Annotated in this window: 17 protein-coding genes; 6 read left to right on the top strand and 11 right to left on the bottom strand. The window is 72.0% G+C overall.

Annotated elements, in window-relative coordinates; all coding sequences use genetic code 11:
* Nucleotides 1–23: 23 nt before the first annotated feature.
* Nucleotides 24–707: an ABC transporter ATP-binding protein gene (locus tag AC3EQ1_RS09885; RefSeq protein WP_432093927.1), complete on the top strand. Its 684-nt coding sequence runs from the start codon at nucleotides 24–26 to the stop codon at nucleotides 705–707.
* Nucleotides 704–2,974 (top strand): ABC transporter permease, encoded by a 2,271-nt coding sequence (locus tag AC3EQ1_RS09880; protein ID WP_432093926.1) that lies wholly within the window; start codon nucleotides 704–706, stop codon nucleotides 2,972–2,974. Before AC3EQ1_RS09885 ends, AC3EQ1_RS09880 begins: the two co-directional genes overlap by 4 nt.
* A 295-nt stretch (nucleotides 2,975–3,269) precedes the next feature.
* Here AC3EQ1_RS09880 and AC3EQ1_RS09875 read toward each other — a convergent pair whose 3' ends face one another.
* The 8 genes from AC3EQ1_RS09875 to AC3EQ1_RS09840 all read right to left on the bottom strand — a co-directional run bounded on the left by AC3EQ1_RS09875 (nucleotide 3,270) and on the right by AC3EQ1_RS09840 (nucleotide 13,169).
* Nucleotides 3,270–3,986 carry an ABC transporter ATP-binding protein gene (locus AC3EQ1_RS09875; protein ID WP_432093925.1) on the bottom strand — a complete coding sequence of 239 codons (717 nt, stop codon included), beginning with the start codon at nucleotides 3,984–3,986 and terminating at the stop codon, nucleotides 3,270–3,272.
* Entirely contained in the window at nucleotides 3,983–5,068 is a 1,086-nt protein-coding gene (locus AC3EQ1_RS09870) for an ABC transporter ATP-binding protein (RefSeq protein WP_432093958.1), read from the bottom strand. Before AC3EQ1_RS09870 ends, AC3EQ1_RS09875 begins: the two co-directional genes overlap by 4 nt.
* A gap of 5 nt (nucleotides 5,069–5,073) precedes the next feature.
* Nucleotides 5,074–6,810, bottom strand: coding sequence for a branched-chain amino acid ABC transporter permease (locus AC3EQ1_RS09865; protein WP_432093924.1), 1,737 nt, complete (start codon nucleotides 6,808–6,810; stop codon nucleotides 5,074–5,076).
* A gap of 5 nt (nucleotides 6,811–6,815) precedes the next feature.
* Nucleotides 6,816–7,748 carry a branched-chain amino acid ABC transporter permease gene (locus AC3EQ1_RS09860; RefSeq protein ID WP_432093923.1) on the bottom strand — a complete coding sequence of 311 codons (933 nt, stop codon included), beginning with the start codon at nucleotides 7,746–7,748 and terminating at the stop codon, nucleotides 6,816–6,818.
* 95 nt (nucleotides 7,749–7,843) lie between these two features.
* On the bottom strand, nucleotides 7,844–9,076 hold the full coding sequence (locus AC3EQ1_RS09855; protein ID WP_432093922.1) for a branched-chain amino acid ABC transporter substrate-binding protein: 1,233 nt from the start codon (nucleotides 9,074–9,076) through the stop codon (nucleotides 7,844–7,846).
* Between the two features lie 408 nt (nucleotides 9,077–9,484).
* Complete coding sequence (locus tag AC3EQ1_RS09850) at nucleotides 9,485–9,961, bottom strand: hypothetical protein (RefSeq protein ID WP_432093921.1); 477 nt, start codon at nucleotides 9,959–9,961, stop codon at nucleotides 9,485–9,487.
* A gap of 355 nt (nucleotides 9,962–10,316) precedes the next feature.
* Entirely contained in the window at nucleotides 10,317–10,790 is a 474-nt protein-coding gene (locus AC3EQ1_RS09845) for a PaaI family thioesterase (RefSeq protein ID WP_432093957.1), read from the bottom strand.
* Between the two features lie 63 nt (nucleotides 10,791–10,853).
* Entirely contained in the window at nucleotides 10,854–13,169 is a 2,316-nt protein-coding gene (locus AC3EQ1_RS09840; protein ID WP_432093920.1) for an FdhF/YdeP family oxidoreductase, read from the bottom strand.
* A 266-nt stretch (nucleotides 13,170–13,435) separates the two neighbouring features.
* Here AC3EQ1_RS09840 and polA point away from each other — a divergent pair, with 266 nt between their 5' ends.
* Complete coding sequence (polA, locus tag AC3EQ1_RS09835) at nucleotides 13,436–16,192, top strand: DNA polymerase I (protein ID WP_432093919.1); 2,757 nt, start codon at nucleotides 13,436–13,438, stop codon at nucleotides 16,190–16,192.
* Between the two features lie 293 nt (nucleotides 16,193–16,485).
* Here polA and AC3EQ1_RS09830 read toward each other — a convergent pair whose 3' ends face one another.
* Complete coding sequence (locus AC3EQ1_RS09830) at nucleotides 16,486–17,349, bottom strand: DUF4184 family protein (RefSeq protein WP_432093918.1); 864 nt, start codon at nucleotides 17,347–17,349, stop codon at nucleotides 16,486–16,488.
* A 259-nt stretch (nucleotides 17,350–17,608) separates the two neighbouring features.
* Between AC3EQ1_RS09830 and AC3EQ1_RS09825 the strand changes: the two genes are divergently transcribed.
* From AC3EQ1_RS09825 to pgfA, 3 genes are all read left to right on the top strand, one after another.
* On the top strand, nucleotides 17,609–19,444 hold the full coding sequence (locus AC3EQ1_RS09825) for a lytic transglycosylase domain-containing protein (protein ID WP_432093917.1): 1,836 nt from the start codon (nucleotides 17,609–17,611) through the stop codon (nucleotides 19,442–19,444).
* A 196-nt stretch (nucleotides 19,445–19,640) separates the two neighbouring features.
* Nucleotides 19,641–19,793 (top strand): SPW_0924 family protein, encoded by a 153-nt coding sequence (locus AC3EQ1_RS09820; RefSeq protein ID WP_432093916.1) that lies wholly within the window; start codon nucleotides 19,641–19,643, stop codon nucleotides 19,791–19,793.
* A gap of 92 nt (nucleotides 19,794–19,885) precedes the next feature.
* Nucleotides 19,886–20,884 (top strand): cell envelope lipid trafficking protein PgfA, encoded by a 999-nt coding sequence (pgfA, locus tag AC3EQ1_RS09815; protein WP_432093915.1) that lies wholly within the window; start codon nucleotides 19,886–19,888, stop codon nucleotides 20,882–20,884.
* Between the two features lie 133 nt (nucleotides 20,885–21,017).
* Here the strand turns inward: pgfA and hrpB are convergent, their stop codons facing one another.
* Entirely contained in the window at nucleotides 21,018–23,696 is a 2,679-nt protein-coding gene (gene hrpB / locus AC3EQ1_RS09810) for an ATP-dependent helicase HrpB (protein ID WP_432093914.1), read from the bottom strand.
* A 186-nt stretch (nucleotides 23,697–23,882) separates the two neighbouring features.
* Nucleotides 23,883–24,686, bottom strand: a complete 804-nt coding sequence (locus AC3EQ1_RS09805) for a class I SAM-dependent methyltransferase (RefSeq protein WP_432093913.1) — start codon at nucleotides 24,684–24,686, stop codon at nucleotides 23,883–23,885.
* Nucleotides 24,687–24,870: the final 184 nt, after the last annotated feature.

Genomic DNA, 24,870 nt, shown 5'->3' with positions numbered 1-24,870 from the left:
CGCTCCGATCCCTGGGGGAGCACATGAATGCATCAGAAGTTTTGTGCGCCAGTGGAGTTGACCTCTCCTACGGCTCCACGCCCGCTGTTCGCGGCGCCCATCTCTCGCTCACTCGTGGTGAGGTCACGGCGATTACCGGAGCCAGCGGCTCCGGAAAGTCGTCCCTCCTCTACTGCCTGGCCGGAGTGCTCCCCGCAACCCGAGGTGAGATCCATTTCGAGGGACAGTCGTTCGGCGACCTCGATGACGACGAGATAAGCACGCTGAGGCGTGAACGCTTCGGCTTCGTCTTCCAATATGGCGAGTTGCTTCCCGAGCTGACCATCGAGGAGAACACAGCGCTGCCCCTGCGTCTCGCGGGCAAGCGGAAGGGGCCTGCCCTCAAGGCTGCTGCAGCCGTCCTCGACCGCCTCGGCATTGCCGATCTGCGTACCCGGCGTCCCTCACAAGTGTCCGGGGGACAGAGCCAGCGGGTGGCTGTCGCTCGTGCCCTCGTGCACAAACCTGCTGTTGTCTTCGCCGATGAGCCCACTGGTTCACTCGACAGTGGCAACGCGGATGCCGTACTCAAGGAGTTCTTGACCTTGGCCCGCTCGCAGGGGACTGCGGTGCTCCTGGTCACCCATGACGCCGCGGTCGCCGATCAGGCCGATCGCCGGTTCACCATGGCTGACGGTTTCCTGGCCCCGCAGGGAGCCGCATCATGAGAGAACTGCTGCTCGGGCTGCGGTTGCTGCTCGGGTCCGGGAGGGGAACCCGGGTGCGCTTTCTCCTCATGGCCGTGGGCGGCTCCCTCGGCGTGTGCTGTCTGGCCTTCGTGCTGACGATTCCGGCGATCCTCGATGCGCGGGACGGCCGAGCAGGCGACCGTGCCCCGGTCACCTTCCCCGGAGCGCCGAAGCACGACCGCACAGTGGTCCTCGTAAGGTCCGACCCGCACGGCGCGAAGCCCTTCCACCGTGTGTTCCTTGCGCCAGGCTCCGAGGACACACCCGACGCGCCTCCTGGATTGCGGGGGCTGCCGAAGGCCGGCGAGGTGTTCGTCTCGCCGGCTCTGCATGACCAGCTGGAGCGGGAGCCGGCCTTGAAGGGCCTGCTGCCCGGCCGTGAAGCGGGCCTGATTGCTCCGTCGGGCCTCACGGACCCCAATGAACTGTATGCCTACGTCGGCACAGAGCGTTCGGAGCTCACCGGCTTCGGCGCCACACGGGCGCTCAAGAGCTTCGGTACCGGCTATCCGCCTGTTCCAGCTGTTGAGCCTTCCACCCTCGACATCCTGCGTTTCACGCTCGCCACCTTGGTCCTGTTGCCGCTCGGCGTCTTCCTCTCGGTGTGCGCCAGGCTCTCCGCAGCCAGCCGAAACCGGCGTCTCGCAGCGTTGCGACTCCTCGGCCTGAGCGTCAAGGGCACACAGCGGGTCAACGCAGCCGAAACGGTTGTCGCAGCACTGGTGGGCGCGATCCTCGGTCTGGGCGAATACTGGGTACTCAACCAGGTCGTGTCCCGAACCGGCCTGCCCGGTCTCAAGTGGTACCCGGACGATGGTGCTTTGTCGGCCTCCACTCTCGCCATCTGCCTCCTCGGCTGTCCGGCTCTCGCATGGTTCGTGGGGCGTGCGAGCGCACGAGCCGCCGCCACCCAGCCCCTGAACACACGCCGTACAGCAGTGCCTCGTGCTCCACGCATGTGGGGCGGACTCCTGCTCGTCACCGGCCTGGGTATCGTCGTGGGCTACTGTGCGACCGGATTCACCGACAACCCGGCTCAGAGCTCCGGTGTCAACACGTTGCTGGTACCGCTCGGTGTCCTGCTCACCGGGATCGGACTCGTCCTGACGATGCCGTTGCTGTCGTACGCCCTTGCCAGGCGACTGGCTCGGACCCGCTCGCTTACCCTCAACCTCGCCATGCGCCGGAACGAGGTGGAGCCCGGGAGCGCCATGCGTGTGGTCACGGGGCTCGTGTTGCTGGTGTTTTCCGCGTCCCTCGCGCAGGGCGTCCTTGTCGAGGAGGGGCAGATCCTTCGCTCGAAGTCGCCTTCCCAGGAGTACGGGCTTTCGCTGTCCGATCTCAGCGAGAAGCAACAGGAGCGACTGCGGGAGATTCCGGAACTGAGCGCCACCGCCATGGTGATGGAGCCGCCGTTCGATGCCGAAGACGAAGGGCCGCGGATTCCAGCACGCGCTCTGGTTGCCACTTGTGGCCAGCTCAGCAAGCTGGTGCGGCATGTTGAAGGCTGTGCAGACGGCCAGGTTCTTCGGCTCACCGACCCGGCTGTGACGGAGGAGCCGATCGCCCCTTCTGTCGTTCATCTGAAGCAGGGAGACCGTCGGAAGGCTCTCCGCATTGACGTGCCTGTCAGGGAGGTGCGGTACTCGGGCTACGACGTCACGTCTGTCGACACTCCTGTCCTTTACCCGCCGTCCAAGCTCCCGGCCGACGCGGTGCCCACAGCGGGCACTCTGGTCCTCGCCAGCGCCTCCGACCCGGGAACCGTACGGACTGTCCTCGATCGCATCGGCACCATCGTGCCCACCGCCGAGGTGGATCCCGTGGGCATCAACATTGACGCGCTTCAGCAGATCACCGTGATCGAGACGCTTCTGGCCCTCGGCATGATCATGGGGCTGGTGATCGGCGTCGCAGCGTTCCTGGTATCGGTCACCGACCGGGCTGTGGAGCGCCGTCCGCAGGTCACCGCGCTCACGCTCATGGGCGCTCGGCCTCGTACCCTCCGCCGTGTCCAGTCCGCGCAGGTCGTGCTCCCGTTGGCTCTCGGTCTCGGCCTCGCCCTGGTCACTGGAAAGCTCGCGGAGTCCTCCTATCTCGTCACGGGTGGTGGAGAGATCTTCTGGGACGGCGCCGGGGTTCCCCTGCTTGTGCTGGCCGCTGTGGGCGTGCTTGTGGCGGCCGTGATCGGGACGCTTCCCCTGGTCGGCCGGAGAATCGACCCGGAGTTGATCCGGCGCGACTGAACCGTTCGGCGGGAGGGCCTCGGCCGGGCTTATGGCCAGCCCCCGGTGGGAAGCAGCGTCTTCTGCCGCCCGGAACATCGGAAACCGCGCTCGTAGTGCTCGCTTCACGCCGCTTCGCCCCGTCGACCGAAGGGGCGACGGGGCGAGCAACTGGGCCGGTGAACAGTGCCGCACCCCGGGAAGCCGTCGCTCTCCCCGTCCCCCGGTCCGCTCGTGGTCCCGACGCCGACGAAGGGCCCGCACCCGTTCTCCGGGTGCGGGCCCTTCGGTTAAGGCCGCGTCGCGCATGGGGTGCTCAGTCCTCGCCGAGGTAGGCCTTCCGCACGGACTCGTCGTGGAGGAGGCTCTCGCCCGACCCCGACAGCACGATCTTGCCGATCTCCATCACATGGCCCTGGTCGGCGAGGGAGAGCGCCGCCTGGGCGTTCTGCTCGACGAGCAGGATCGTGGTGCCCTGCGACTTCAGCTCGGCGATCGTTTCCATGATCTTCTGCATCATGATCGGCGAGAGTCCCATGGAGGGTTCGTCGAGCATCAGCAGTTTCGGCCGGCACATCAGGGCCCGGCCCATGGCGAGCATCTGCTGTTCGCCGCCGGAGAGGGTGCCCGCCGCCTGGCTGCGGCGTTCGCCGAGGATGGGGAAGAGGTCGTACGCCTTCTGGATGTCCTTGGCGATGCCGTCGGTGTCCTTCCGGAGGAAGGCGCCGAGCTGGAGGTTCTCCGCGATCGTCAGCCGGGGGAAGATGTGGCGTCCCTCGGGCGAGTGGGCGAGGCCCAGGGCGACGATCTTGTGGGCGGGGACCCCGGAGAGCGGCTTGCCGTCGAAGCGGATCGATCCGCCGAGCGGCTTGAGCAGTCCGGACAGAGTGCGCAGGGTGGTGGTCTTGCCTGCGCCGTTCGTCCCGATCAGGGTGACGACCTGGCCTGCGTCGACGCTGAACGAGATGCCCTTGACGGCTTCGATCTTGCCGTAGGCGACCCGGAGGTCCTCGACTTCGAGCAGTGCGGTCACTGGTCGCCCTCCTTACGGGCGTCGGTGCCGGAGGACTCCGTGGTGTCCCCGGCTGCTGCGTCGGCCGGTGCCGTGCCGGTGGCCGTTCCGGTGGCCTCGGCGTCCGGGGTTTCCGCGGGGGTGTTCCCCGGGGCGTTCCCGGCGGGGGCCGGTGCGGTGCCGTCGGCGGGGGCGTCCCCGGTGCCGTCGGCCGGGGTGCCCCCGGCAGGGGATCCGGTGGTGTGCCCGGCGGCTTCTTCGGCCGCTTCGACCTCGGCGGCTTCCTCGGCGCCCGGTTCGCCCTCGAAGGGGGTGCCGATGTAGGCGGCGATGACCCGTTCGTCGCTCTGGACGACGTCCGGGGTGCCTTCGACGAGCTTCTGGCCCTGGACGAGTACGGCGACCCGGTCGCAGAGGTTGAAGATGAAGCGCATGTCGTGCTCGATGACGAGGACGGCGGTGCCCTGGTCCCGGATGGCGAAGACGAGTTCCTCGGTGGCCCGGGTCTCCTGGGGGTTCATGCCGGCGGTCGGCTCGTCGAGGAGCAGCAGCCCGGGGTCGCTCGCGAGGGCGCGGGCGATTTCGAGCTTGCGCTGTTCGCCGTAGGGGAGGTTGCGGGCGAGGTGGTCCTTCTTGGCCGTGAGGCCGATGAATTCCAGGAGTTCCATGGCCCGTGCCTCGGAGGCCTTTTCGGCCTTCTTGAAGCCGGGGCCGCGCAGCAGGGCGGACCAGAGGCCTTCCTTGGTGCGGGTGTGCCGTCCGACGAGGACGTTCTCCAGGACGGTCATGTTGGCGAACAGCCGGATGTTCTGGAAGGTCCGGGCGACGCCGGCCTTGGTGACCAGGTGCGGCTTGGGCGGGAGGACGGATCCCTTGTAGGTGACCTTGCCCTCGGTGGGGATGTACAGCCCGGTGAGGCAGTTGAAGAAGGTGGTCTTTCCGGCGCCGTTGGGGCCGATGAGACCGACGATCTCGCCGGAGCGGACTTCGAGGTCGACCGAGCGCACGGCGGTGAGGCCGCCGAAGCGCATGGTGACGTCGGTCGCGCTGAGCACGGTGGTGCCGGTCGCCTGTGCGGCCGGGCTGGTGTTGGTGGTGGTCATATCGGTCACGCCTCCGCCTTGGTGACGCCGACGGCCCCGTCGGGCAGGCGTTGTTCGGGCACGTCGAGCTGGCCGGTCTCGTGGAATTCGAGCTGCTTCCTGCGGTCGGCGATGAGCCCTTCGGGGCGGAAGCGCATCAGCAGGATGAGGGCGAGACCGAAGAAGAGAAGCTGGTAGTCGGCGAGGAACTGCAGCTTCGCGGGGATGAGGTAGAGCAGGGACGCGCCGAGGAGCGGGCCGCTGATGGTGCCCATGCCGCCGAGGATGACCGCGGCGAGCAGGAAGGCGGAGTTGGGCGGGACGGGGCCGGCGAAGACGTACTGCTCGGGCACGACGGTGTAGGTGACGTGTGCCTGGACGGTACCGGCGACTCCGGCGAGGGTGGCGCCGAGGGCGAAGGCGATGAGCTTGACGCGGAAGCCGTTGATGCCCATGGCGGTGGCGGCGGTCTCGTCCTCGCGGATGGCGACCCAGGCGCGCCCGATGCGGGAGTTCCCGGCCCGGCTGAAGACCAGCACCACCAGCGCGGTGACCAGCAGCATCAGCAGGAAGTAGCTGGCGAAGGGCGGGATGGCGAGGCCGCCGACGGTGTGGGTCTCCCCGAAGTCGTAGCCGAGGACGACGAGGTCGGGAATGTTGGGGATGCCGTTGGGGCCGTTGGTGATCTGCGGGCCGGAGACGCCGTCGAGGTTGCCCATGGCGATGCGGAAGATCTCTCCGAAGCCGAGGGTGACGATGGCGAGGTAGTCGCCGCGCAGCCGCAGGGTGGGGGCGCCGATGACGACGCCGAAGACCAGGGATGCGACGGCGCCGGCGATGACCGTGGCCCAGAAGGGGAAGTGGACGTCGAAGACGGAGGCGGTCGATCCGCTGACGAGGGCGGCGGTGTAGGCGCCGACGCCGAGGAAGGCGACGTATCCGAGGTCGAGGAGTCCCGCCAGGCCGACGACGACGTTGAGGCCGAGGGCGACGGTGGCGAAGATGAGGATGTTGACGCCGACCAGGGTGTACTGGTCGTTGCTCTGGGTGAGCGGGAAGACGGCGGCCGCGGCGAACGCGGCGCCGAGGGTCACCGAGCGGTGCTTGGCGGTGAGGGCGGAGAGCCGGGAGATGATCCCGGCCTTCATGACCGCGAGGACGCCGAAGGCGACGAGGAGCATGTAGCCGACGAAGAGTTCGGGGTCCTCGGTGGCGATGCCGTAGGTGAAGACGTACAGCCCGACGCCGAATCCGGCGACGATGAGCAGGATTTCGGCCCAGGTGGGGAGGGCGCGCGGGGCGGGCAGACGCTTGGCGGTGCCGGTGTCGCGGGGGAGGCCGAGGGCGCCGACGAGGGTGACCAGTGAGGTGGCGGCGGCGATGTAGCCGCCGGGCTCCAGGTTGATCACGCCGCCGAGTTCGACGGAGATCGCCACCACGGTGAACCAGGTGGTGGCGAAGGTGCCGATGGCGAGCAACCGGGTGGCGTTGTCGCCGCCGGCCGGGTTGAGCCAGCCGAGGCCGCGGATGCCGTAGCCGACGAGGGCGTAGACGAGGGTGAGCAGGGCGCCGGTCAGGGTGAGGACCTGGAGGCCGCCGGGGTAGCCGGTGACGGTGAGGTCGCCGGGGAATTCGGCGGTCCAGGTCCAGGCGAGGAAGGTGGAGGCGACGGTGAGGACGGCTCCGGCCGCTGTCAGGGCGCGGGCGACCGCGGGGGCCAGCGGGATGACCGGGGTGTTCGCGGTGGTCTTCTGGGTGCTCATGGTTCTCACGCCCGATCCGCTACGCGCTCGCCGAGCAGGCCCTGTGGCCGGAGCAGCAGCACGAGGATGAGAAGGACGAAGGCCCAGACGTTGGCCCAGGCGCCGCCGCCGAGCTGGTCCATGCCGGGGATGTCCTGGATGTAGTGGATGGACATCGCTTCGGCGAGGCCGAGGACGACTCCGCCGAGCATGGCGCCGTAGATGTTGCCGATGCCGCCGAGGACGGCCGCGGTGAAGGCCTTGAGTCCGGCGATGAAGCCCATTTCGAACTGGACCTGGCCGTAGCGGAGTCCGTGGGCGACCGCGGCGACGGCGGCGAAGACGGCGCCGATGGCGAAGGCCATCACGATGATGCGGTCGGTGTTGATGCCCATGAGCTTGGCGGTGTCGGGGTCCTGGGCGGTGGCCTGCATGGCCCGGCCGGTGCGGCTCTTGGAGACGAAGACGCCGAGGGCGAGCATGCACAGGGGTGCCGCGACGAGGAGGAAGACGTCACCGCGCTGGATGTGCAGGTGCTCGAAGATCTCGAAGGACTTGCCCTCGATCTGCGGGAAGCTGCGGGCCTTCTTGGCGTCCGGGTAGAACGCCCAGACGATCTGCTGGAGCGCGATGGACAGCCCGATGGCGGTGATCAGCGGGGCCAGCCGGGGTGCGCCGCGGAGCGGGCGGTAGGCGAAGCGTTCCGCCGCGGTGGCCACGGCGATCGACGCGAGGGCGCCGCCGATGAGCATCAGGGGTATGGCCATCCACAGGGAGGTTCCGCTGGGGAGCCAGATGTAGATGGTGAGGGCGCCGAAGCCCCCGATCATGAAGATCTCGCCGTGGGCGAAGTTGATGAGCTGGACGATGCCGTAGACCATGGTGTACCCGATGGCGATCAAGCCGTAGAGGGTACCCAGGGCCAGGCCGTTGACCAGCTGTTGCGGCAGTTCGTGCACCGCAGGGCCTCCGATGAGCGTGTCGGATGTGAGACCGCGCGAGGGCGCCGGTGTGCGCCCTCGCGCGGGTGGGTCTGGGTGAGGCGGGTGCCGGGTCAGTCCTTGAACGTCTCGCTCTTGACGGCTTCCCAGGCGCCGTTCTTGACCGCGTACACGGTGAGCTGCTTGTTGGTGGTGTCGCCGTACTTGTCGAAGGAGACCTTGCCGGTGACTCCCTCGAAGGAGACCTTGTTCAGGGCCTCGCTGACCTTGGCGCGGGCGTCGCTGGGGAGCTTGCCGTCGTTCGCCTCGGCCACGGACTTCACGGCCTGGATGATGGCCCATCCGGCGTCGTAGGAGTAGCCGCCGTAGGCCGCGTACGGGTCCTTGTAGCCGGCTGCCTCGTAGTTCTTGATGAAGGCCTTGGCGGAGTCGAGGTCCTCGACGGGGTAGCCGACGGACGTGGCGAGGTCGCCGTCGTTCTTCTCGCCCGAGGCCTTGATGAACTCGGGGTCGTAGATGCCGTCGCCGCCCATCAGGGGGATCTCCGCGCCGGCCTTCTTGATCTGGTCGGAGAGGAGGCCGCCCTCGGGGAACTGGCCGCCGAAGTAGACGGAGTCGGCGCCGGAGTTCTTGACCTTGTCGGCGACGCTGGAGAAGTCCGTCTCCTTGACGGTCAGGTGGTCGGTGCCGACGACCTTGCCGCCGAGGCGCTTGAACTCCTGGGCGAAGATCTTCGCCAGGCCCGCGCCGTAGGTCTGCTTGTCGTCGATGACGAAGACCTTCTTCTTCTTCGCGTCGTTGTAGTAGTACTGCGCGGCGAAGCGGCCCTGGATGACGTCCGTGGTGGCCGTGCGGAAGTAGCTCTTGAAGGGGCGTGACAGGTCGCCCTTGGCCCAGGCGTCGCCCTGGCTGAGGGCCGGGTTGGTGTTGGCCGGGGAGACCAGGGCGAGGCCGGCCTTGTCGAAGACGCCCTGCATGGACTGGGCGACGCCGGAGTTCAGCGGGCCGACGGCGCCGAGGACCGTCTTGTCGCCGACGAGGCTGGTGGCGTTCTGCTGGCCGGAGGCCGGCACGGCCTGGTCGTCGAGGGCCTTGACCTTGAAGGTGACCCCTTCGACCTCGTTGTTCTTGTTGGCCGTCCTGGCGGCGAGGTCCACGGAGTTCTTGATGCCCTGGCCGAGGGCGGACAGAGAGCCGGTCAGCGGAGCGTCGACACCGATCACCACGGTGGTCTTGCCGCCGCCGCCTTCGCCGTCGCCTTTGTCGTTGCGGGATCCACAAGCGGTGAGGGTGAGGGCCCCAGCCGTGATCGCTGTGGTGAAGATGAGCAAGGAACGGTGTCGCACGTTGTGTCCTCTCCCTGGCGCGGCGCCTCTGCTGAGGTGCCGTGTCGCGTGCCGGACCATGCCGGCCAAATATGGCTGAGCTGTGAAAGTGCTGTGTGGCTACCGGCGACGCGGTGACTGGCCGTGACTCTAAGGGCGTGCGGCGGCGGGTGGCAGAGGTGCAGGCCATGATGTGACTTTCTTGTTATGACCCAGGTCACGGCAAGGTGTCGGTGTAGCATCCATAACCGGACAAAACACCTATAGCGCGGCATAACTGGGGTTCCGCATGGTGAGAACGCGCAGATCCGCTAAGGGGTCCGGGGTGGCCCAGGTCACACCGTCCGGAATGTGGCAGGCGTTGTTACGTGGGGGTACTCCGTGTACACGGCACGCAGTTGTCGGGCGGTGGTGTACCCGGCTCGAATCTTACGGAGAGTGACGATCTTCGGTTTCGTCGTGCCCTGCGGAGGGATTGCTTCCCTTCACATGCGCGGCACACGATCGACGGGTCCGCCGGTCGATGAGATCCCTGGCCGCGGCGGTTCCGCGACGGTCCCGCTCGGCCCGCGCGGCGGCAACGACCTCGTCCAGAATGTCGCGTTGGGCGGTCGACAGGCCCTTCTGCTCCCAGTCGAGGCCGGCGCCGCGGCCGTTCACCAGCATCACCCCGGCCCAGTGGCGGACCAGCACGGTGCAGAGTTCGGCGGCCGAAGTCCGGTGCGGGCGCGGGGAGTCGACGGGCGCGAGCGAGGGCTCGGCAGGGGCCCCGGAGGCTTCGGCGTGCGGACCGGGGGAGGAGTGCGGAGCGGTGGAGGAGGGTCCGGAGCAGCCGGAGAGCGGCAGGAGCGCGAGCGCGCCGAGCACGGCCGCGCGCCGGATCCGGATGCGCGGCGCGGCCGTCATGACCGAAGGGTAGGGAGCGGGCGGCCGGGGCCGCCAGAGGTGTGCACGACGGGAAACCTCCGGCCGCCGGGCGTGCGGCGTCGCGGCGCCGCCGTACGGGCCTGGTGCGGGGCTGCCCGGGCCGCGGACCGGATGCGCGACAAGAGCCGGCCGGGCCGTCCGGCTCCGGCCGGAGGAGTGGCCGGTGGTGCCCCTGGGGCTCGCTCCGGTGAGGTGAGCCCGCAGGCCGTCACCGGCCCCCGTGGCGCCGGGCCCGGTCCGTCGTACGCGTCGGTTCGCCGAGCCGGGGCAGTCGCCGTACGCGCCGACTCACCGTACGGCTCGGCCCACCGTACGGCTCACCTCACGATGCGGGTCAGCCCGCCGTGCCGTTCGGGTCCGCCTCGCGGAGCAGGCACGTCAGGCGCGCCGTGCAGACGCGGCGGTCCTGCTCGTCGGAGATGACGATTTCGTAGGTGGCGGTGGAGCGGCCCCGGTGCACGGGCGTGGCGACGCCGGTCACCAGGCCCGAGCGAAGGCCGCGGTGGTGTGTGCAGTTGAGGTCGACGCCGACCGCGATCCTGGTGGGACCGCCGTGCAGCATCGCGCCGACCGAGCCGAGGGTCTCGGCGAGGACCGCGGACGCGCCGCCGTGCAGCAGCCCGTACGGCTGGGTGTTGCCCTCGACGGGGAGGGTGCCGACGACCCGCTCGGGCGCGGCCTCGACGATGTCCAGCCCCATGCGCTCGCCCAGGTGGCCGGCGGAGAACAGCGCGGGCAGGTCCATGCCCAGACCGGCCCACTGGTCCAGGACGTCCTGCGGGAACTTGGTGCTGCTCTGCTCACCCATGGCGTGCCGGCTCCGATCGTCACTCATCGAACAACGGTGTTCGTTGCAGTCTGCACTTTCCTATCAGGTGTGCGCTGTGACGGCGGTCTCGGGTGCGGGCTTCTCGAGCCGTACGACAAGGGACTTGCCGGCCGGGGTGTTGCTGGTGTCCGCGGTGGCGTCCAGCGGGACGAGGACGTTCGTCTCCGGGTAGTACGCGGCCGCGCAGCCGCGGGCGGTCGGGTAGTGGACGACCCGGAAGCCGGGTGCGCGCCGCTCCCGGCCGTCCCGCCACTCGCTGACCAGGTCGGTGTACGAGCCGTCGGGGAACCCGAGGGCCCGGGCGTCCTCGGGGTGGACGAGGACGACGCGGCGGCCGCCCCGGATGCCGCGGTAGCGGTCGTCGAGCCCGTAGATCGTGGTGTTGTACTGGTCGTGCGAGCGGATCGTCTGCAACAGCAGCCGTCCGTCCGGCAGTTCGGGGTACTCGACGGGCGCGGCGGTGAAGTTGGCACGCCCGGTGGCGGTGGGGAAGCGGCGGTCGTCGCGCGGGCCGTGCGGCAGGGTGAAGCCGCCGGGCCTGCGGAGCTTGTTCTCGAAGTCGTCGAAGCCGGGCACCACCCGTGAGATGCGGTCCCGGATGCTGCTGTAGTCCCGCTCGAACTCCTCCCAGGGGGTGCCGCTGCCCGCGCCGAGGGTCCGCCGCGCGAGCCGGCACACGATGGCGGTCTCGGACAGCAGCTGCTCGCTCGCCGGTTCCAGCCGGCCGCGGGAGGCGTGCACCATGCCCATGGAGTCCTCGACGGTGACGAACTGGTCGCCGGAGGCCTGGCGGTCGCGCTCGGTGCGGCCGAGCGTGGGCAGGATCAGGGCGCGGGCGCCGGTGACCACGTGCGAGCGGTTGAGCTTGGTGGAGACGTGCACGGTGAGCCGGGCGCGGCGCATCGCGGCCTCGGTGACCTCGGTGTCGGGCGAGGCGGAGACGAAGTTGCCGCCCATCGCGAAGAACACCTTCGCCGTGCCGTCGCGCAGGGCCCGGATGGACCGGACGACGTCGAGGCCGTGCTCACGGGGCGGCGCGAAGCCGAATTCCTTCTCCAGGGCGTCGAGGAAGGCGGGCGCGGGGCGTTCGAAGATGCCCATGGTGCGGTCGCCCTGCACGTTGCTGTGCCCGCGGACCGGGCAGACCCCGGCGCCGGGGCGGCCGATGTTGCCGCGCAGCAGGAGGAAGTTGACGACCTCCTTGATGGTGGGCACGGCGTGCTTGTGCTGGGTGAGGCCCATCGCCCAGCAGACGACGATGCTCTTCGCGTCGAGGATCATGCGCAGGGCGCGTTCGACGGTGTCCCGGTCCAGGCCGGTGGCGCGCAGCGTCTCGTCCCAGTCGTGGGCGCGGGCGGCCGCCGCGAACTCCTCGAAGCCATGGGTGTGCTCGGCGATGAACGCCCGGTCGACGGCGTCGGGCGTGCTCTCGGCCGCCTCCAGCAGGAGCCGGCTCAGGAGGCGGAAGAGGGCCTGGTCGCCGCCGAGCCGGATCTGCAGGAAGAGGTCGGTCAGCGCGGTGCCGCCGCCGGCCAGCCCGCGCGCGGTCTGCGGGTTCTTGAACCGCTCCATCCCGGCCTCGGGCAGCGGGTTGACCGTGATGATCCGGGTGCCGGCCGCCTTGGCCGCCTCCAGCGCGGTGAGCATCCGCGGGTGGTTGGTGCCCGGGTTCTGCCCGGCCACGATGATCAGGTCGGCCCGGGGGAGATCCTCCAGCAGCACGCTGCCCTTGCCGACGCCGATCGTCTCGGTGAGTGCGGAGCCCGAGGACTCGTGGCACATGTTGGAGCAGTCGGGGAGGTTGTTGGTGCCGAACTCGCGGGCGAAGAGCTGGTACAGGAAGGCGGCTTCGTTGCTGGTGCGCCCGGAGGTGTAGAAGAGGGCCTCGTCCGGGGAGTCCAGGGCGCGCAGCTCGTCCGCGACGATGTCGAAGGCCCGCTCCCAGGGCACCGGCTCGTAGTGGTCGGCGCCCTCGGCGAGGTACATGGGCTGGGTGAGCCGGCCCTGCTGGCCGAGCCAGTATCCGCTGCGCTCCGCGAGCCGGGCGACGGGGTGCTCGGCGAAGAAGTCGGGGGTGATCCGGCGCAGTGTCGCCTCCTCGGCGACCGCCTTCGCGCCGTTCTCGCAGAACTCCGCGGCGTGGCGCTTCTCCCCTTCGGGCCAGGCGCAGCCGGGGCAGTCGAAGCCGTCCTTCTGGTTGACCCGGAGGAGGGTGCGGGCGGTGCGCCGGACTCCCATCTGCTGCCGGGCGACGCGGAGGGAGTGGCCGATGGCGGGCAGGCCGGCGGCGGCGTGCTGGGGCGGCGAGACGTCCGGTGCGTCCTGGACGGGGTCGTCGGCGGGTGGCTGGGTGGCCACGTCGCTCCTCCTTCGTACTCGCGCTCGCTCGCCGTGCACCCCCGGGCGCTTTCGCTGCGGACGGGTGGGCGTGCTCAGTGTGATGGCTGTCTCGATCCTCCCACGCCGGGACGGCGACTGCGGCCCTGCGGAGGGTTCCGTGCGGGGCGGATGCGGGGCGGTCCGCGGCGGGCCGGACCGGGCGACGGGCGCACCGCGGCTCCCGGACGGATGTGCCCGGAGACGGTGGGCACCGGCTGTCAGTGGGGCGTGGCAGGATCGGGGGCGTGGCAGAGACAGCATCGAAGAAGTCCGCAGCAACCGCCCCCGCCCGCAGCTCGCAGGGCTCCCCGGCCACCGGGCAGGGAGACCGCCCCCGTCTGCTCCTGCTGGACGGGCACTCCCTGGCGTACCGGGCGTTCTTCGCGCTGCCCGCGGAGAACTTCAGCACGACGACGGGGCAGACGACCAACGCGATCTACGGCTTCACGTCGATGCTGGCGAACACGCTGCGCGACGAGCAGCCCACGCATCTGGCGGTGGCGTTCGACGTCTCCCGGAAGACGTGGCGGTCCGAGGAGTTCGCCGAGTACAAGGCGAACCGCTCCAAGGCCCCGGACGAGTTCAAGGGGCAGGTCGAGCTGATCGGCGAGCTGCTGGACACGATGAACGTCACCCGCTTCGCCGTGGAGGGCTTCGAGGCGGACGACGTGATCGCCACCCTGGCCACCCAGGCCGAGGCGGCGGGCTTCGAGGTGCTGATCGTCACCGGTGACCGGGACTCCTTCCAGCTGGTCACCGAACATGTCACGGTGCTCTACCCGACCAAGGGCGTCTCGGAGCTGACCCGCTTCACCCCGGAGAAGGTCGAGGAGAAGTACGGGCTCACCCCCCGGCAGTACCCGGACTTCGCGGCGCTGCGTGGCGACCCGTCCGACAACCTCCCCGGGATTCCGGGCGTCGGCGAGAAGACCGCCACCAAGTGGATCAACCAGTTCGGCTCGTTCGCGGAGCTGGTGGACCGGGCCGACGAGGTCAAGGGCAAGGTCGGCGAGAAGCTCCGGGAGCACCTGGAGTCCGTCAAGCTGAACCGGCAGCTGACCGAGCTGGTCCGGGACGTCGAGCTCCCGCTGGGCCCGGAGGGCCTGGAGCGCAGCCCGTACGACCGGCAGGCGCTCGCGGTGATGCTGGACGCGCTGGAGTTCCGCCACCAGAACTTCCGGGACCGGCTGATGGCCGCGGACCCGGGCGAGGCACCGGAGGAGGTCGCCCCGGCGCCGGGCGTGGAGCTGGAGGGCGAGGTCCTCGCCGCGGGCGGGCTCGCGCCGTGGCTCGAGCGGCACGGGGCCGGCCCGCTGGGCCTGGCGACGGTCGACGCCTGGGCGCTGGGCTCCGGCAGCGTCAGCGAGATCGCACTGGCGCTGGGCTCGGGTCCGGCCGTGTGGTTCGACCCGGCCGAGCTGGACGAGGCGGACGAGCGGGCCTTCGCCTCCTGGACCGCCGACCCGGACCGGCCGAAGGTGCTGCACAACGCCAAGGGCGTGATGCGGGTCTTCGCCGAGCACGGCTGGCGCGTCGAGGGCGTCACCATGGACACCGCGCTCGCCGCGTACCTGGTCAAGCCCGGCCGGCGGTCGTTCGCGCTGGACGCGCTGTCGCTGGAGTACCTGGGCCGCGAGCTGGCCCCGGCCGCCTCCGACAGCGGGCAGCTCGCCTTCGGCGCCGACGAGCAGGCCGAGAAGGACGCGCTGATGACCGAGGCGCGCACCGTGCTGGACCTGGGCGAGGCGTTCACCGGGCGGCTGGAGGAGGTCGGCGCGGCGGGACTGCTGCGCGACGTGGAGCTCCCCACCTCCGCGATGCTGGCCCGGATGGAGCGGGCCGGGATCGCCGCCGACCGCGACTGGCTGTCCCGCATGGAGCAGCAGTTCGCCGGCGCGGTGCAGCAGGCCGTGCAGGAGGCGCACGCCGCGGTGGGCCATGAGTTCAACCTCGGTTCGCCGAAGCAGCTCCAGGAGGTCTTCTTCGGAGAGCTGGGTCTGCCCAAGACCAAGAAGACCAAGACCGGTTACACCACGGACGCGGACGCGCTCGCCTGGCTGGCGGGGCAGACCGACCACGAACTGCCCGTGATCATGCTCCGCCACCGGGAGCAGGCCCGGCTGCGCTCCACCGTCGAGGGGCTGATCAAGACGGTCGCGCCCGACGGGCGGATCCACACCAGCTTCAACCAGACCGTGGCGGCGACCGGCCGGCTCTCCTCCACCGACCCGAACCTGCAGAACATCCCGGTGCGGACCGACGAGGGCCGGGCGATCCGGCGCGGCTTCGTCGTCGGCGAGGGGTACGAGTCGCTGCTCACCGCCGACTACAGCCAGATCGAGCTGCGCGTCATGGCCCACCTCTCCGAGGACGAGGGCCTGATCGAGGCGTTCACCTCCGGCGAGGACCTGCACACCACGGTCGCCTCCCAGGTGTTCTCCGTCGCCAAGACCGATGTCGACCCGGAGATGCGCCGCAAGATCAAGGCGATGTCGTACGGCCTGGCCTACGGGCTCTCCGCGTTCGGCCTGTCCCAGCAGCTGAACATCGGGCCGGACGAGGCGCGCAAGCTGATGGACACCTACTTCGAGCGCTTCGGCGGGGTCCGCGACTACCTGCGGCGCGTCGTCGACGAGGCGCGGGCCACCGGCTACACCGAGACCATCCTCGGGCGCCGCCGCTACCTGCCCGACCTCACCAGCGACAACCGGCAGCGCCGGGAGATGGCGGAGCGGATGGCGCTCAACGCCCCCATCCAGGGCACCGCCGCCGACATCGTCAAGGTCGCCATGCTGCGGGTGGACGAGGCCCTCGCCAAGGAGAAGCTGACCTCGCGGATGCTGCTCCAGGTGCACGACGAAATCGTGCTGGAGGTCGCTCCCGGTGAGCGGGCCCAGGTCGAGGAGCTGGTGCGCCGCGAGATGAGTGGGGCGGCCGAGCTGCGGGCGCCGCTCGATGTGTCGGTGGGCGACGGCGGGGACTGGGAGTCCGCGGCGCACTGAGCGGCCTCGACCCCGTACCGGCTGACCCGGGCCGGGCTCCGTACCGATGGGGCCGGCCTCGACCCCGTACCGGGGTCCCCGGGCCGGGCTCCGTACCGATGGGGTCGGCCTCGACCCCGTACCGGGGTCCCCGGGCCGGGCTCCGTACCGGCCCGGCCCTCAGCCCGGCACCCGGGCGGCCGCGGCTCCGCACCAGCGGGCCCGGCGCCGTACTGGGCCGGGCTCCGTACCGACGGGGCGCGGCGCAGTACCGACGGGGCCGGGCCTCAGCCCCGCACCGACGGCGCCCGGCCTCAGCCCCGTACCGACGGGGCCGGTGGGCGCCGGTCCGGCTGCGGGGGCCGGGGAGCAGCCTCGTCGCGGTGGCGGACGCGTACCGCCGCCGCGATGATCACCAGCCCCGGGGCGAGCCCCGCGCCCGCCCCGAACAGGGCGGTGGGGACGTAGTCCAGCAGGGCCAGGTCCCCGCCGAGCATCGCCCGCAGGCGAAGGCAGCGGTGCGTGGCGCCGGCGAGGACGCACCCCGCGAGCACCGCCGCGGCGGCGAACCGTTCCCGCGTCCCGAGCCGGGGAACGGCGGCGGGCACCGGCACGTCCCGCGGCAGCCGGCGCACCGCCGACACCAGGAACGCGCCGATCACGGCCAGCGCCACCGCCGAACTGCCGTACTGGACGTAGGTGTAGAGCGGAAAGCCCGCCACGACCTCGCCGAGCACGGGGAACAGCCGCGTCCCCCACCGGTCCAGGTGCGTGAACGCGTCCCAGACGATGTGGGTCGCCGCGCCGAGCACCGCCGACACCCAGAACCACCACACCAGCGGCGCCACCGGCCTGCCGCGCCACGGGCGCCCGCGCAGCAGGCCGTGCGTCGTGCCCTGCCACGCCCGGGGCAGCAGCGCCACCAGCGGTTCGCGCAGCAGCAGCCAGCCCGCCACGAGCAGCGCCGTGATCGCCGCGTCCACGGTCAGCACCCCGGCCGGCGCATGGGTGAAGTCGCCGAACTCCATGGCCCCGGGCAGCACGCTGTCGGCGAAGTAGGTGGCGTCCGGTGAGAACGACCCCGCGACCAGGGCGGAGGCGAGCAGCGGCCCCCGCGCCGTCCCGTCCCTGCGGATGGCCGGCAGCACGGCCGCCGCGTGGCTCAGTGTGAACGGCATGGGTTCCCTTCGGCTCTGTCCTTGATCGGAACGACCAGTATGCGTGCCGTACGGTTCCGCGACTGGTTCCGCGACCTGCGGGCAACAGCGAGGTGGAGCAGTCGTGAAGGCTCTCGGGACTGCGATGGCTCGGGGGCCCAGGATGTCGTAATGTCACCTGAGTTGCGGCGCCGGGGGCGCGCCGCATTCCGGACGGGGCGGATCCCGTCCGACGTCCCCTGACCGTCGGCAGGGGATTCCCAGGGGAGGGAACGCGGAGATGGCAGCACAGTTCGGTCGGCGGCTACGCAAGAGCGCGGCCACCACCGCCGTGACGGCAGTGGCGATGGCGGCGCTGACGGCGTCTCAGGCCCCCAGCCTGCTCAGTGCCGAACAGGCCACCGGCGGTGGCTCGGAGCCCGTGCGCGAGAACCCCATCGACGGCGGTTCGCCGTACCACACCGACCTGCCACCGCTGAACACCCCGAACCGGCCCGGCACTTCCATACCGGTGCCCGGCCGTCCCGAGGAGTCCGCCGAGGCGGGGCTGCCCGCTTCCGTGCTCGCCGCCTACAAGAAGGCCGAGAAGACACTCGCGGACCGCAACCCGGCCTGCAACCTCCCCTGGGAACTCCTCGCCGCCATCGGCAAGGTGGAGTCCGGCCAGGCGCGGGGCGGTTCGGTGGACGCCGAGGGCACCACCCTCAGGCCGATCCTCGGCCCGAAGCTCGACGGCAACGGCTTCGCGCGGATCACGGACACCGACGGCGGGGAGTTCGACGGCGACACCACGCACGACCGCGCGGTCGGTCCGATGCAGTTCATCCCGTCCACCTGGAAGAACTGGGGTGCGGACGGCAACGGCGACGGCGCGAAGAACCCCAACAACATCTACGACGCGGCCCTGGCCGCCGGCCGCTATCTGTGCGCCGCCGGCCGCGACCTGTCCGTCCCGGAGGACCGGGACCGCGCGATCCTCGGCTACAACCATTCCGAGGAGTACCTGCGCACCGTCCTCTCCTGGTTCGAGTACTACCGCAAGGGCACCCACGAGGTGCCGGACGGCGCCGGCGTGCTGCCGGTCGACATCGACCCGGGCCCTCTCCCGGGCGAACGGAGCCGGGCGCGGGACACCGGCGGCAAGAAGGGCGACAAGGGCGGCAAGGGCTCGTCCGGCCGGCACGGTTCCGGCAAGCCGGGCAGCAACCGCCCGCACAAGCCCGGCGACGGCGCCGACAAGCCCAGCCGCCCGACCGAGCCGAACGAACCGCAGCAGCCGGACGACCCGAACGGGCCGGACGAGTCCACCCCGGCCTCCCGCGTCACCGCCCTCCAGCGCGTCGGGGCCCGGGACCTGACGGCCACGGCGGGCACCGCCTTCACCGAACCGCCCCGGGTGCGGGCGCAGGACGCGAAGGGCAAGCCGGTCGCCAAGGTGCCCGTGCGGTTCGAGATCCGCGGCGGCACCGACACCCGCTTCCCCGACCGGGCGACCCGGGTCACCGTCCTCACCGGCAGCGACGGCACCGCCCGCGCGCCCAAGCTGCTCGCCGGGGAGCGGGCCGGAACCTTCACGCTGCACGCCGGCGTCGAGGGCCGCCTGCTGCTCGGCACCGACTACACCGGCACCGTCGAGGCCCGTCCCGCGCCGCAGGCCGATGCCCTCGTCCGCGTCGGTGACGCGCCGCTCACGGCCCCGGCCGGTGGTGCGTTCGCCGCGCCGCTGGAGGTCCGGGCGACCTACCGGGGGCAGGCCGCGGCCGGGGTGCCCGTGACCGCTTCGTTCGTCACCTCCGGACTCCTCGCGTCGGCCGAGAACGACGAGGGCCCCTTCTTCAAGGACGCGGCCGGCAAGCCCGTGCGCACCCTGAAGACCCTCAAGACCGGCGCGAACGGTGTCCTGAAGCTGCCGAAGATCTACACCGACGACCGGGCCGGTACGTTCCGGCTGCGCGTCACCACCGCCGAGGGCACCGTCCTCACCGTCGAACTGACCGTCACGGAGGCCACGACCCCCGCTCCCGGAACCCCCGCTCCCGGAACCCCCGCTCCCGGAACCTCTGCCCCGGGAACGCCCGCCCCGGAGACCTCGGCCCCGAAGTCCTCCGGCCAGTAGGCGCCGGCCGTGCGCTCCGCCGGGTGCCGTCGATCAGACGGTGCCCGCCGGAGCCCCCGTACACCTGTCGCCCCGGCACCGCACCCCGCGTGGGGAGCGGTGCCGGGGTGTTCTCATCTCCGGCTCCCCTTGCTACGGTGCCCCAGCCCTGACGGACCGTCAGGTCGCTGCCGTCGATCCCCAGGGGAGGCCGGTCATGCGCGCCCTCGCAGCTGCCGCCGCCGGACTGACCGCCGCCCTCGCGCTGGTCCTCACCGTGACGGCGATCGGCCCCCCGGCCGGCGAGACGTCCCCGAAGCCGCTGCTCACCACCGTCCCCGACCACCCCCTGGACGGAGGGACGCCGTGACGCGGGCCGCACCGCCGCCGGAGGCGGCACCCGGGCCCCCGGCCTCCCCGCCCCGTGCCCGCCGGCCGGGGCGCCGTCGCCCCCGGGGCGGGATGCGCCGACGGGCGAGCCTGGTGCTGCTCGCCCTCGCCGTCTTCTGCGCGGCCCTCGCGCCGCTGTTGCGCTGGTACGCCTTTCCCCGGCTGGCGAAGATCCCGGCGGGCCAGTACCAGGAGATGGTGCTGGAGGCGGAGAACGCCACCCTGCTCGACTACACCACCATGCGCCCCCGCAAGGTCTCCCGGGTCACCATCGTGCAGACCCTCAAGGGCAACGTCGAAGCGTCGGAGAAGGTCGAGCGGACCGCCGGCCGGGACGTCGTGGTCTGGGACGGTCTCTCCCACGTCGTCGGCCCCGACGGGAAGATGGTCTCCAGCATCCCCGAGCGCTACATCTTCGACGCGCACACCCAGGCGCCGGTGCACGCCGACGGCGAACACGTCGACCACGACCCGGTGAAACGGGAGGGCATCGAGTTCAAGTGGCCCTTCCTCACCGAGCGCCGCGACTACACCTACTTCGACGCCCAGACCCGGACCTCCGCACCCATCCACTACCGGGGCACCCGCACCTTCCGGGGGCTGGAGGTCTACTACTTCGAGCAGACCATCCCCTGGACCAGGGTCCCCGTGCCGAAGAAGATGCCGGTCTCGGGCGTCACGCCCGAGTCGGTACGGAAGGCCGGTACGACGCGCTGGTACACCACCCGGCGCATGTTCTGGGTCGACCCCACCACCGGCGCGCCCGTCAACGGCGAGGAGATCCACCGGGAGGAACTGCGGGGCGGCTCCCTGCTCGGCGGCCGTGACCGGGTGACGGCGTTCGCCGGACACGTGCGGATGCGCGAGGACTACATCGACCACACCGTCGCCCTGGTGACGTCCCAGCGAACGCCGATCCTGCTCATGACGTCATGGCTGCCGTGGGGATTCGTCACCCTGTCGGCCGCGCTGCTCGCGCTCGCACTCCTCCTGGAGGCCCGCGGCCGCCGTCCCGCGCGGGGCGGTACCGGGAGGCCGGCCGACGGGTCGGGCTCCGGCGGCGGCTCCTGATCCTGATCGGGCCCGGCGGCGGCTCCTGATCCTGATCGGGCTCCGGCGGCGGCCCCTGACCCGGCCCCGGACCCGACGGCGGCCCTGACCCCGCCGCGGCCCCGTGGTGGCTCGGGAGCGGTCCCCCGTGCCCTCACTTCCGTTGCAGCCGCGCCTTCGTGTACCGCGTGGCCTCCGCCGACAGCGGATCCTCCGGCCACGGGTGCTTGGGGTACCGGCCGCGCAACTCCGCCCGGACCGCGCGGTACCCGTCCCGCCAGAAGGACGCCAGATCGGTGGTGACGGCCGCGGGACGGCCGGCGGGGGAGAGCAGATGCACCAGCAGCGGCACCCGCCCGCCCGCGATCAGCGGGGTGCGCTCCATCCCGAACAGCTCCTGGAGCTTCACCGCCAGCACCGGCCGCTCGCCCGAGTAGTCGACCCGGATCCGGGACCCGCTGGGCACCGCGATCCGTTCCGGCGCCAGCTCGTCGAAGCGCGCGGCGTCGCCGGTGGCCCACGGGAGCAGCCGGGCCAGCGCCCGTCCGGCGTCCACCCCCTCCAGGTCACTCCGCCGCCGCGCGCCGTCCAGCTCCGGGCCCAGCCATGCGTCCGGCGCACCGAGCAGCGCGGCGTCCGACACGTCCGGCCACGGCTCGCCCAGCTCCCGGTGCAGGAACGCCATCCGGCCGCGCAGCACGGACGCCTCGTCCGACCAGCGCAGCAGCCCCGGCCCCTCGCGCCGCAGCCCCTCCAGCAACGCCGCCCGCAGCCGGGCCGGGTCGGGCCGGGACAGCGGCCGGACGGACAGCTCGACGGCGCCCAGCCGTTCCACCCGGCGGGCCGCCACATCCCCGCGCTCGGTGGACCAGGCCACCTCCTCGTCCGCGGACAGCAGCCCGGCCGCCGCCTGCCGGGCGGTGTCCTCGTCGGTCACCGCGGCCAGCCGGATCCGGGCCGAAGCCGCACCGGAGGACCGGTCGGCGACCGCGACCGCCAGCCACTCCGCGGTGCCGAGCCGCGACCCGTCACCGAGCGCCGCACCCGTCCCGGAGACCATCAGATACGCACCGGAACCGCGGCCGAGGGCCACCCGCTCGGGGAAGGCCAGGGCCGTGACCAGCCCCGCCACGGCGTCGTCGGTGAGCTCCCCGTCCGACGCGCCCGGTCCGCCGGCCGGGCCCGTGCGCCCCGCCGCCCCCTGAAGCCGCCGGACCTCCGCCCGCCAGCGCTGCGCATAGGCGTCACCGCCCCGCCGGGCCGAACGCCAGGCCGCCGCCAAGTCGTCCCCGTACTCCCGGGGCGGCTCCTCCGACAGCAGCGCGACCACCTCCGCCGCCCGGCGCTGACCGACCAGCTCCGCGCCGTCCAGCAGGGCCCGGGCCAGCCGCGGATGCAGGCCGAGCCGGGCCATCCGGACGCCCCGGCCGGTCGCCCGCCCGTCGGCGTCGACCGCGCCGACGGCACGCAGCACCTCACCCGCCGCGGCCATCGCCCCGGCCGGCGGCGGGTCCAGCAGGGCGAGGCCCGCGGCGTCCGGGTCGCCCCAGCAGGCCGTCTGCAGCGCGAACCCCGTCAGGTCCGCGACCCCGATCTCCGGCGACGGCCACGGCGCGAGCCGCGCCTGCTCCGCCTCGGCCCAGCAGCGGTACACCGCGCCCGGAGCCTCCCGCCCGGCGCGCCCCGCCCGCTGGCGCGCCCCCGCCCGGGACACCCGCACGGTGGTCAGGGAGCTCAGCCCGCGCGCGTGGTCCGTGCGCGGCTCGCGCGCCAGGCCGGCGTCGACCACGGTCCGCACCCCCGGCACGGTCAGACTCGACTCGGCGACCGACGTCGCCAGCACGACCCGCCGCATCCCCGTGCCGCCGCCGAGCACCGCGTCCTGCACGGCCGCCGGGGCGCGCCCGTGGACCTGCAGCACCTCCGCCGCGGCCCCCCGCAGCAGGCCCGCGACACGCCCGATCTCCCCGACGCCGGGCAGAAAGCACAGCACGTCCCCGTCCCGTTCGCGCAGCGCCCGCCGGACGACGGTGGCGACATGGTCCAGCAGCGCCGGATCCACCCGCAGCCCGTGCGGCGGCCGGACCGGGCGCGACGGCGGCGACCACACCACCTCCACGGGGTGCGACACGCCGTGCGCCTCGACCACCGGCGCGTCCGCGCCGCCGGAGCCCGCCGGCCCGTCCGCAGCGCCGGAGCGCGCGCCACCGCCGCCCGCCGTGCCGTCGGCGAGTGCAGGGCCGGGGAGCGCAGGGTCGGGGAGCTCAGGGCCGGGGAGCGCGCCGTCGCCGGCCGCACCGTCACCGAGCAGCCGTGCCCAGCCCGCCGCGTCCGTGGTCGCCGACGCCGCGACGAGCCACAGGTCCGGCCGCAGCGTCGCCCGTACGTCCAGCAGGAACGCGGCCGCCGTGTCGGCGTCGAGATGCCGTTCATGGCACTCGTCGAGCACCACGGCGTCCACCCCGGCCAGCTCCTGGTCCCGCTGCAGCCGCTGGAGGAGCACACCGGTCGTCACCACCTCGACGACGGTGTCCCGGCCGGCCCGCCGCTCGCCGCGCACCGTGAAGCCGACCGTCCCGCCGACTTCCTCACCCAGCAGCCACGCCATCCGCCGGGCAGCGGCCCGGGCGGCGATGCGCCGCGGCTCGGCGACGACGACGCGCCGCACCGGCCCGTCGCCGGTCAGCCCGGCCAGCGCCAGCGGAACGAGGGTGGTCTTACCGGTGCCCGGCGGGGCGCACAGCACCGCGGCGCCCCGTTCCTCCAGGGCGGCTCGCAGCGCGGGGAGCGCGGTCCGTACGGGCAGCTGGTCGAGGGCGTCGGTGCGGATCACGGCCCCAGTCTCCCAGCGGAGCGCACCCCGCCACCGGCCCGGTCACGCACACCGCACCTGGGCCGCACGCCCAGCAGGCCGCGCCTCCGGGGCGGGTCGCCGCTTCCGGTGACATACCGACTCGGCCGCCCCGTCCCCGTGCCCGGCCCTGTTCCCCAGGCCCGGCGCCCCGTCCCGTCGACCGGCTCAGTCCCGTTCGCAGACGAAGATCGCCGTGCCCGGGATCAGATGCCCGCGCAGCGGGGACCAGCCGCCCCACTCCTGCTGGTTCCAGTCCGGCCACTCCGGCTCCACCAGGTCGGTCAGCCGGAACCCCGCCGCCACCACGTCCCGCACCCGGTCGCCGATCGTCCGGTGGTGCTCCACGTAGACGGCGTTCCCGGACTCGTCCTGTTCGACATAGGGCGTGCGGTCGAAGTAGGAGGAGGCGATGGACAGCCCCTCGGGCCCCGGCTCGTCGGGGAACGCCCAGCGGATCGGATGGGTCACCGCGAAGACCCAGCGCCCGCCCGGCCGCAGCACCCGCCGCACCTCGCGCATCGCGCGCACCGGGTCGGCGACGAACGGGATCGCCCCGTAGGCGGAGCAGGCCAGGTCGAACGAGCCGTCCGCGAAGGGCAGCGCCATCGCGTCCGCCTGGACCAGCGGCACGCCGCCGCCGATCCGCAGCGCGTGCTGCAGCTGCCGGTGGGAGAGGTCGAGGGCCACCGGCCTGGCGCCCTGCGCCGCCAGCCAGCGCGAGCACTGTGCCGCGCCGGCCCCGATCTCCAGGACGTCACGGCCCTTCAGCTCCTCGGCGGGGCCCAGGAGCCCCGCGTCCTCCTCGTCGAGCCCCTCCGGGCCCCAGACGAAGCGCTCGTCTCCCAGGAAGCCGCCGTGTTCGAGCTGGTACTCGTCCGCGTTGCGGTCCCACCAGCCCCGGTTCGCCCGGCTGCTCTCCGTGTTCCCGGCGTCGCGCCGGGTCGCCACCGCTTCTTCCTCTTGGTTCATGGGGCCCGTCGTCGTAGTCTTCGCTCGAACCTTGTAGCTGCATGTGCAGTGAGGCCACGGCCTCACAGAACGCAAGTTGTGCCGGGAATGGGGCATTCCGCCCCGTGGTGTGTGCCTTCGCGCATTGACCGTGTCCGGCTGCCCCCGTATGCTACAAGTTGCGCTGCGGGCCTGCGCACCTCAG

Source organism: Streptomyces sp. bgisy100 (assembly GCF_057709105.1).
Note: the sequence above shows the minus strand (reverse complement) of the source record. Positions and strands in the feature narration are given on the sequence as shown.

Coding starts and splice junctions, on each gene's coding strand:
- AC3EQ1_RS09885 (WP_432093927.1), top strand. CDS start 24: ATGAATGCATCAGAAGTTTTGTGCGCCAGTGGAGTTGACCTCTCCTAC.
- AC3EQ1_RS09880 (WP_432093926.1), top strand. CDS start 704: ATGAGAGAACTGCTGCTCGGGCTGCGGTTGCTGCTCGGGTCCGGGAGG.
- AC3EQ1_RS09870 (WP_432093958.1), bottom strand. CDS start 5,068: ATGACCACCACCAACACCAGCCCGGCCGCACAGGCGACCGGCACCACC.
- AC3EQ1_RS09865 (WP_432093924.1), bottom strand. CDS start 6,810: ATGAGCACCCAGAAGACCACCGCGAACACCCCGGTCATCCCGCTGGCC.
- AC3EQ1_RS09850 (WP_432093921.1), bottom strand. CDS start 9,961: ATGACGGCCGCGCCGCGCATCCGGATCCGGCGCGCGGCCGTGCTCGGC.
- AC3EQ1_RS09845 (WP_432093957.1), bottom strand. CDS start 10,790: ATGGGTGAGCAGAGCAGCACCAAGTTCCCGCAGGACGTCCTGGACCAG.
- AC3EQ1_RS09830 (WP_432093918.1), bottom strand. CDS start 17,349: ATGCCGTTCACACTGAGCCACGCGGCGGCCGTGCTGCCGGCCATCCGC.
- AC3EQ1_RS09825 (WP_432093917.1), top strand. CDS start 17,609: ATGGCAGCACAGTTCGGTCGGCGGCTACGCAAGAGCGCGGCCACCACC.
- AC3EQ1_RS09820 (WP_432093916.1), top strand. CDS start 19,641: ATGCGCGCCCTCGCAGCTGCCGCCGCCGGACTGACCGCCGCCCTCGCG.
- pgfA (WP_432093915.1), top strand. CDS start 19,886: ATGCGCCGACGGGCGAGCCTGGTGCTGCTCGCCCTCGCCGTCTTCTGC.
- AC3EQ1_RS09805 (WP_432093913.1), bottom strand. CDS start 24,686: ATGAACCAAGAGGAAGAAGCGGTGGCGACCCGGCGCGACGCCGGGAAC.